6 protein-coding genes are annotated in these 6,972 nt (G+C 47.7%); all 6 read left to right on the forward strand.

What is annotated here, in order from left to right:
* The first annotated feature begins 227 nt into the window (after positions 1–227).
* Positions 228–1,904 (forward strand): ABC transporter substrate-binding protein, encoded by a 1,677-nt coding sequence (locus tag ACRC27_RS07230; protein WP_438622432.1) that lies wholly within the window; start codon positions 228–230, stop codon positions 1,902–1,904.
* 172 nt (positions 1,905–2,076) lie between these two features.
* The gene (locus tag ACRC27_RS07235; RefSeq protein ID WP_438622433.1) at positions 2,077–3,060 is read left to right on the forward strand and encodes an ABC transporter permease; all 984 of its coding nucleotides are present in this window, start codon (positions 2,077–2,079) and stop codon (positions 3,058–3,060) included.
* A 2-nt stretch (positions 3,061–3,062) separates the two neighbouring features.
* A complete protein-coding gene (locus ACRC27_RS07240; protein ID WP_438630759.1) occupies positions 3,063–3,968 on the forward strand; it encodes an ABC transporter permease in 906 nt (301 codons plus the stop codon).
* Entirely contained in the window at positions 3,965–4,957 is a 993-nt protein-coding gene (locus ACRC27_RS07245) for an ABC transporter ATP-binding protein (protein WP_438622435.1), read from the forward strand. The genes ACRC27_RS07240 and ACRC27_RS07245 overlap by 4 nt, the downstream gene beginning before the upstream one ends.
* Positions 4,958–4,968: 11 nt before the next feature.
* Positions 4,969–5,955, forward strand: a complete 987-nt coding sequence (locus tag ACRC27_RS07250; protein WP_438622436.1) for an ABC transporter ATP-binding protein — start codon at positions 4,969–4,971, stop codon at positions 5,953–5,955.
* A gap of 9 nt (positions 5,956–5,964) precedes the next feature.
* Positions 5,965–6,972: glycoside hydrolase family 9 protein (locus ACRC27_RS07255; RefSeq protein ID WP_438639535.1), on the forward strand; the 1,008-nt coding region annotated here is incomplete at its 3' end.

Here is a 6,972-nt window from a genome sequence, read left to right on the forward strand (position 1 = left end):
AAAACCAGCAAGTTTTACGATATTAACGAAACCGTAGATTGACGCATTTAGCAAAGAAGCGTTTCCTTAGATTGCTGAAGCAGGAAATGCCATCGTTACTACGGGGAGAGAAATAGGAGATGTATAACGATGGCCGACAGCAAGTAAGACAGTTTAGTTTCACTTTTTTGATAACTTCTGTACTTACCACTGCATCAAAACTAATAAGCAAATAGTAAGGAACAGCTATGCTTAGGAAGACAAAAATTGCGGTAGCACTGTTAGCAGCGGTAACCTCTGGCCTCTCTGCAACTGCAACTGTTGCGGCAGAAAAATCAATGGTCACCATTGTCCCAGACTTCTTCACTGCATTTGTTAGAAACTTCAACCCGTACCTGAATACAGCTCTGCGTACTACCACTGACTTCATTTACGAGCCATTGGTTGTATTTAACGAAATGAAGGGTAACGAACCTGTTTTCCGTTTGGCAACAGGCTTCACTATGTCACCTGATCTGAAGAGCGTCACCTTTGACATCCGTGATGGTGTTAAGTGGTCTGATGGCCAACCATTCAGCGCTGATGACGTTGTTTTCTCATTCGATATGGTGAAAAAACACCCAGAGCTAGATACCGTCGGTATTTACAAATGGATTTCTAAAGCCGAGAAAGTAGGCACTAACCAAGTTAAATTTGATTTGGTCGAAGTCAACACTGCGGTTGCTAACGAAATCGTTAAAGTCCCTGTTGTTGCAAAACACGTATGGGAAAAAGTGAAAGACCCAGTCACCTTCACTAACGAAAATCCAGTAGGTAGCGGCCCGTACACCCAAATCGATACCTTCACACCACAACTGTACGTACAGTGTGAAAACCCAAATTACTGGGAAAAAGACAAAGTCAAAGTTGACTGTCTGCGTATGCCACAAATCGCAAACAACGATCAGCTACTGGCTAAAATCGTCAACAGCGAGCTGGACTGGACCTCTTCGTTCATTCCTGACATCGACCGTACTTATGCGGCAGCATCACCAACGCATAAATACTGGTATACCCCAGCAGGCTCTACAGCATTCCTGCTGAACTTCAAGAGCCCGAATGCGGCCACTAATGAAGCCGTTAACAACGTTGATTTCCGCCGTGCATTCTCAATGGCACTTGATCGCCAAGCTATCATTGATATCGCCGCCTACGGTAACGGTGTTGTGAACGACTATGCATCCGGTATCGGTGCTGCATTTAAAAACTGGGCAAGCGAAGGCACACACAACAAATACAAGCCATTCATGACACATGATGTGAAAGGCGCGAAAGAGTTGTTGGCAAAAGCGGGCTTTAAAGACACCAACGGTGACGGCTTTGTTGAAACACCAACCGGTAAGAAACTGGAGCTGACAATTATCAGCCCGAACGGTTGGACTGACTTTAACAACGTCGTACAGCTGGGTGTTGAACAGCTAGCGGATGTCGGTATCAAAGCGAAATCTGCAACACCTGAATTTGCCGTACTGAACACCAAAATGGCAAAAGGTGACTACGATGCCGCCTTCACCAACTACTTCCACGGCCCAACACCGTTCAAATACTTTGATACTGCGTTTAACTCTAAGTATCAAGGTGGCGAGCAATTCGGCCGTTTCGCCATGCACCACTACAAAGATGCTCAGCTAGACAAACTGCTGGACTCTTTCAACAAAACGGCAGACAAAAAAGAGCAGCACGAAATCATGAACCAGATCCAAGAGCGCGTTGCGTCTCAACAGATCACCGTTCCTGTATACAGTGGTGTTGAATTCTTCCAGTACAACACCAAGCGTTTCGACGGCTGGTTTAATGAGAAGAATCCGGTTGCTCGTCCACAAATTTGGGCCGGTTACCCAGAGCGTTTACTGCAAGTTCTGTCTTTAACACCGAAACAGTCTTAACAGACCTGAGGCCTGGGGTTGGCTCAGGCCTCCATTAATCTTCAACCCCCTGTATATCCGCCAAGCAAGCTGGCCGAACGGAGCCAGGGGGTTTTCTTTACCCTAATAATTATAAAAAGCGGTGCCAGACAAGGAATCCAAGGACAAAAATTCTTAAGGAAAGGTGTGAGTTATGGGCTTTTTTATTAGACGTTTATCTTTTTATCTCGTCGCATTTATGGTCGCCGCGACGATTAATTTTGCACTGCCGCGTGCTATGCCCGGTGATCCCGTTACCATGATGTTTGCTTCGGCAACAGCACAAGTAACACCAGAAAAAATCGAAGCACTGAAAAAAATGTTCGGGTTTGTTGATGCCCCAATGTGGCAACAATATTTAACCTATATCAAAAGTATTTTCAGTGGCCAATTAGGGATATCCACACAGTTCTTCCCCGCTACCGTCAATGACGTTTTAGCCTCTGCATTTGGCTGGTCACTGTTTCTTGCCGGTACCGCCATTATCGTTGCCTTTGCCATTGGCTCAGTGATGGGTATTTTTGCAGCATGGTTCCGTGGAAGCCGCTACGACTCCATCGCCTCTCCACTGATGATGGTCTTTCAAGCCGTTCCTCCGGTAGTCGTCGCTCTGCTGGCACTGTTTACCTTTGGTGTCGGTCTGCAATGGTTCCCTACCAGTTATGCATTCACCCCCGGTACAGAGCCTGCGTTTAGCTGGGAATTTATCAGTGATGTGCTGTACCACGCCATCATGCCAGTCGGTTGTGCTGCGCTGATTCAAGTTGGTGGTTTTTTGATCACCATGCGTAACAACATGATTAACCTACTAAATGAAGACTTTATCACCATGGCAAAAGCCAAAGGCTTGAGCCAAAACCGAGTGGTCTTTAACTACGCGGCCCGTAACGCCATTCTGCCAACCGTTACCGCACTCTCGATGGCATTAGGTACGGCAATTGGTGGTCAGTTAATTATCGAAATCGTCTTTAACTACCCAGGTCTTGGTACCGTACTTTATAAAGCAATTCTGGCGCGTGATTATCAGGTGATTCAAGGTCAGCTTCTGTTGATGTGTGTCTTTATGCTGACGTTCAACTTCATTGCTGACTTGCTGTATGTCGTTCTAGACCCACGTCTACGCAAGGGAGGGAAATAATCATGCGTATGCCTAGTTTTGTCAAAATTCTGCTCGGGAACCCTAAGGCGTTAGTGGGTTCAGGCATTATTGTTGCCTTTATTTTACTAGCACTGTCAGCCTCAATGGTCACCACCCATGTGCCTGATAAACGAGTTGGCCGCCCACATGAGGCACCGAGTGCAGAGCATGTCATGGGGACAACCCGTATGGGCCGTGATGTGATGAGTCAAGTGATCCATGGCGGGCGTATCTCACTGGCTGTTGGTTTTGGTGCTGGCATTATTGTCTGTACTTTAGCGGTCGCGATGGGCGTCACTGCCGGTTACTTTGGTGGCAAAATTGATGAAGTTCTAACCTTTTTCATGAATGTCATGTTGGTTATCCCACAACTCCCGCTACTGTTTGTACTGGCGGCATTTATTGGTCAAGCGAGCCCCTTAGTCATCACGCTCATTATCGGCCTCACGTCATGGGCGTGGGGAGCAAGGGTTGTTAGAGCGCAAACGATGTCATTGCGGGAAAAAGAGTTTGTTAAAGCAGCCGAACTGCTGGGTGAACCCTCTTGGCGGATCATTTTAGTCGAGATCCTGCCAAACCTGATGTCAATCATTGGTGCTTCGTTTATCGGCTCGGTGATGTACGCCATCATGACTGAAGCAACACTTGAGTATCTGGGCTTAGGCGATCCCAACGTCGTGAGCTGGGGCATCATGCTCTACAACGTACAAACCTCATCCTCTATTTTGGTGGGGGCATGGTGGGAAGTTATCGCACCTTGTGTAGCACTGATGATTTTAGTTGTCGGTCTTGCTCTGCTGAACTTTGCTGTCGATGAGATTGCCAACCCACAACTGCGTTCACACAAAGGTATGCAGCGCTGGAAATCAATAACGAATAAAAAACAACAGCCGGAGGGAACCGCATGAGTCAGGATATTCAGTTAGAGGTCCGTAACCTCTGTGTCGACTACATCACTGATGCTGGTGATATCCGTGCCGTGAATAATGTCAGTTTCGACATCAAAAAAGGTGAGATTTTTGGTCTGGCCGGCGAGTCTGGTTGCGGTAAAAGTACCGTTGCCTTCTCTGCGATGCGCCTGCATAAGCCACCTGCATTCATCACCGGTGGCCAGATCCTGTTTGATGGCCGCGATATTCTGACATTCAGCGAAAATGAAATGGCTAAATTTCGCTGGAGCAATATCAGCATGGTCTTCCAAAGTGCCATGAATGCGCTCAATCCGGTACTGACACTCGAAGAGCAATTTTGTGATGTGCTGATGGCACATACCAATATGACCCGTCAGCAAGCTGTACGCCGTGCTGAAGGTCTGCTGGAAATTGTGGATATTCATCCAAGTCGCCTCAATGATTATCCGCACCAGTTTTCAGGGGGGATGCGTCAGCGCTTGGTCATTGCCATCGCACTGGCACTCAACCCTAAACTGATCATTATGGATGAACCCACCACCGCACTCGATGTGGTTGTGCAGCGCGAGATCCTACAAAAGATCTATGCACTGAAAGAGGAGTTTGGTTTCTCTATTTTATTCATCACCCATGACCTGAGCTTAATGGTCGAATTTACTGACCGTATTGGCATCATGTATGCCGGTGAGTTGGCAGAAGTTGCACCGTCAAAAGCCATTTTGACTTCACCGTATCACCCTTATACCGAAGGGCTAGCCAGCTCATTCCCACCGATGTTTGGGCCGAAAACCAAACTGGCGGGAATTCCTGGAAATCCGCTCAACATGCTGGAGATCCCGGTAGGTTGTCGCTTCCAAGCTCGTTGCCCGAAAGCAACCTCGCAGTGCTTTACCGAGTACACCAAACTGCATGAAGTTGAATCACAGCGCTTTACTAACTGCCATCTGTTTACCCAGCAGGCAGAACAGAAGCTGGTTATCGGATAAGGAGTTAAGCCATGACCAATATTGTTGATCTACCAATTATTGAAGGAAAAGGGATAGTCAAAGACTTCCCGATTAATAGCCACGCACTGGCAAAACCGATGATGCGTGCGCTCAATGATGTGTCATTTAAATTATACCGTGGCCGTGCGCTGGCCGTAGTGGGTGAATCGGGATCAGGCAAAAGTACAACCGCCCGTATTATCTCAAAAATGTATACCCAAACAGCCGGTAAAATTACCTATAAAGGGCGTGATATTAAAGAGATTAAATCACGCTCTGAAATGCTTGAGTACCGCGCAGGCATTCAAATGGTATGGCAAGATCCGTTTGGGTCGCTTAATCCGACACACAATATTTACCACCATATTGCCCGCCCTCTGCTATTGCATAAAAAAGTACATGGCGAGAAAGAGTGCCGTGAGCGTGTATACCAACTGCTTGAACAAGTTGGGTTAGTGCCAGCAAAAGCGACCGCCGAGAAATACCCCCACCAGCTTTCCGGTGGCCAGCGCCAGCGGGTGAATATCGCCCGTAATTTGGCTGTGGAAGCGGATGTCGTCTTGGCTGATGAGCCAACGTCGATGCTTGATGTTTCTATCCGTGCCGGTGTTTTAAACCTGCTCGAAGAGATGAAACATGAAAATCAGATGGCCATGATGTACATCACCCACGATATCGCCACTGCCCGCTATTTGGCAGAAGATATCGCCGTTATGTATGTTGGCCATATGGTTGAATGGGGTGATACCGAAGAGGTGATCCATCACCCTCAGCACCCCTATACTCGGTTGCTCATCTCTGCGGTTCCCGATCCAAGCAAGAGTATTCACGCCCAACTCGAAGGTGAGAAAGGTGAAATACCACTTTGGACACCTGACAGTATCGGCTGCCCATTTGCTGCACGTTGTACCCATGCAACCGCAAAATGCACCGATGCATTGCCGGGGATTACTCAGCTTGGCAGTAACCACTTTGTTCGTTGTCACCTTTTCGCATAAGGAATGTCCATGCTGCTAGTAAACCATCTCGGCTACGAGCGGCACGGCGCAAAACAGGCGGTGCTACAAGCACCGTCTGGTCTGCGCGGCCAGCAAGCCTGTCTTCACCGAGCTGAAGACAATGTTGTGGTATGTCAGGTCGCCATTGAACAGCAAGGCTCAGTTCAGGGGTGGAAAGATCGCTATTTCTATACCCTCAATTTTTCTGATTACCAATGTAATGGGCATTTTTACCTGTCACTGGGAACGTTCAGATCACACACTTTTGAGATTGGTGAAGGCCTTTATCTACAAAACACTCTGTCTGATGTGCTGAACTATTTTAAATCCCAGCGTTGCAGTGGTCGCTATGATCAGCAAGATCAACAGGCTGTTTTCTTTGATCATCCAGAGAAAGCTCCGGTTGATCTGCATGGCGGTTGGTATGATGCCTCTGGTGATGTGAGTAAGTATCTCAGCCACCTCTCTTTTGCTAACCACATGAATCCACAGCAGATCCCTCTGGTTGCATGGAATATGTTTCGTGCCGCAGAAATTCTGGCCGATGATACCCGCTTAAAAATTCAAAACCTGTATCACCGCATGCTTGATGAAGCCCTGTATGGCGCTGACTTTCTAGTCAGAATGCAAGCGCCTGAAGGTTACTTCTACATGACAGTGTTTGATCGCTGGAGTAAGCAGCCAGAACAGCGCCACATCTGCAGTTATGCAACACAAAGTGGGCATAAATCAGATCAGTGGCAAGCCGGTTTCCGCCAAGGTGGTGGAGTAGCAATTGCTGCACTGGCGGAAGCCGCACGGCAGACACGACACGGAGAGTATGATCAGGGTACTTATCTACGCACAGCATTGAGCGGATACTGGCATCTACGTGAATACAACACCCGCTATCTTGATGATGGGCAAGAGAACATCATTGATGAGTATTGTGCACTACTGGCAGCCACCGCACTCTACCGAGCAACACGCGATCAACGCATACAGCAAGAGTGCCATTACTGGGCCGAGCGTTTGTCT

The organism is Plesiomonas sp., from assembly GCF_051650925.1.
GTDB lineage: Bacteria > Pseudomonadota > Gammaproteobacteria > Enterobacterales > CAMTGL01 > Plesiomonas.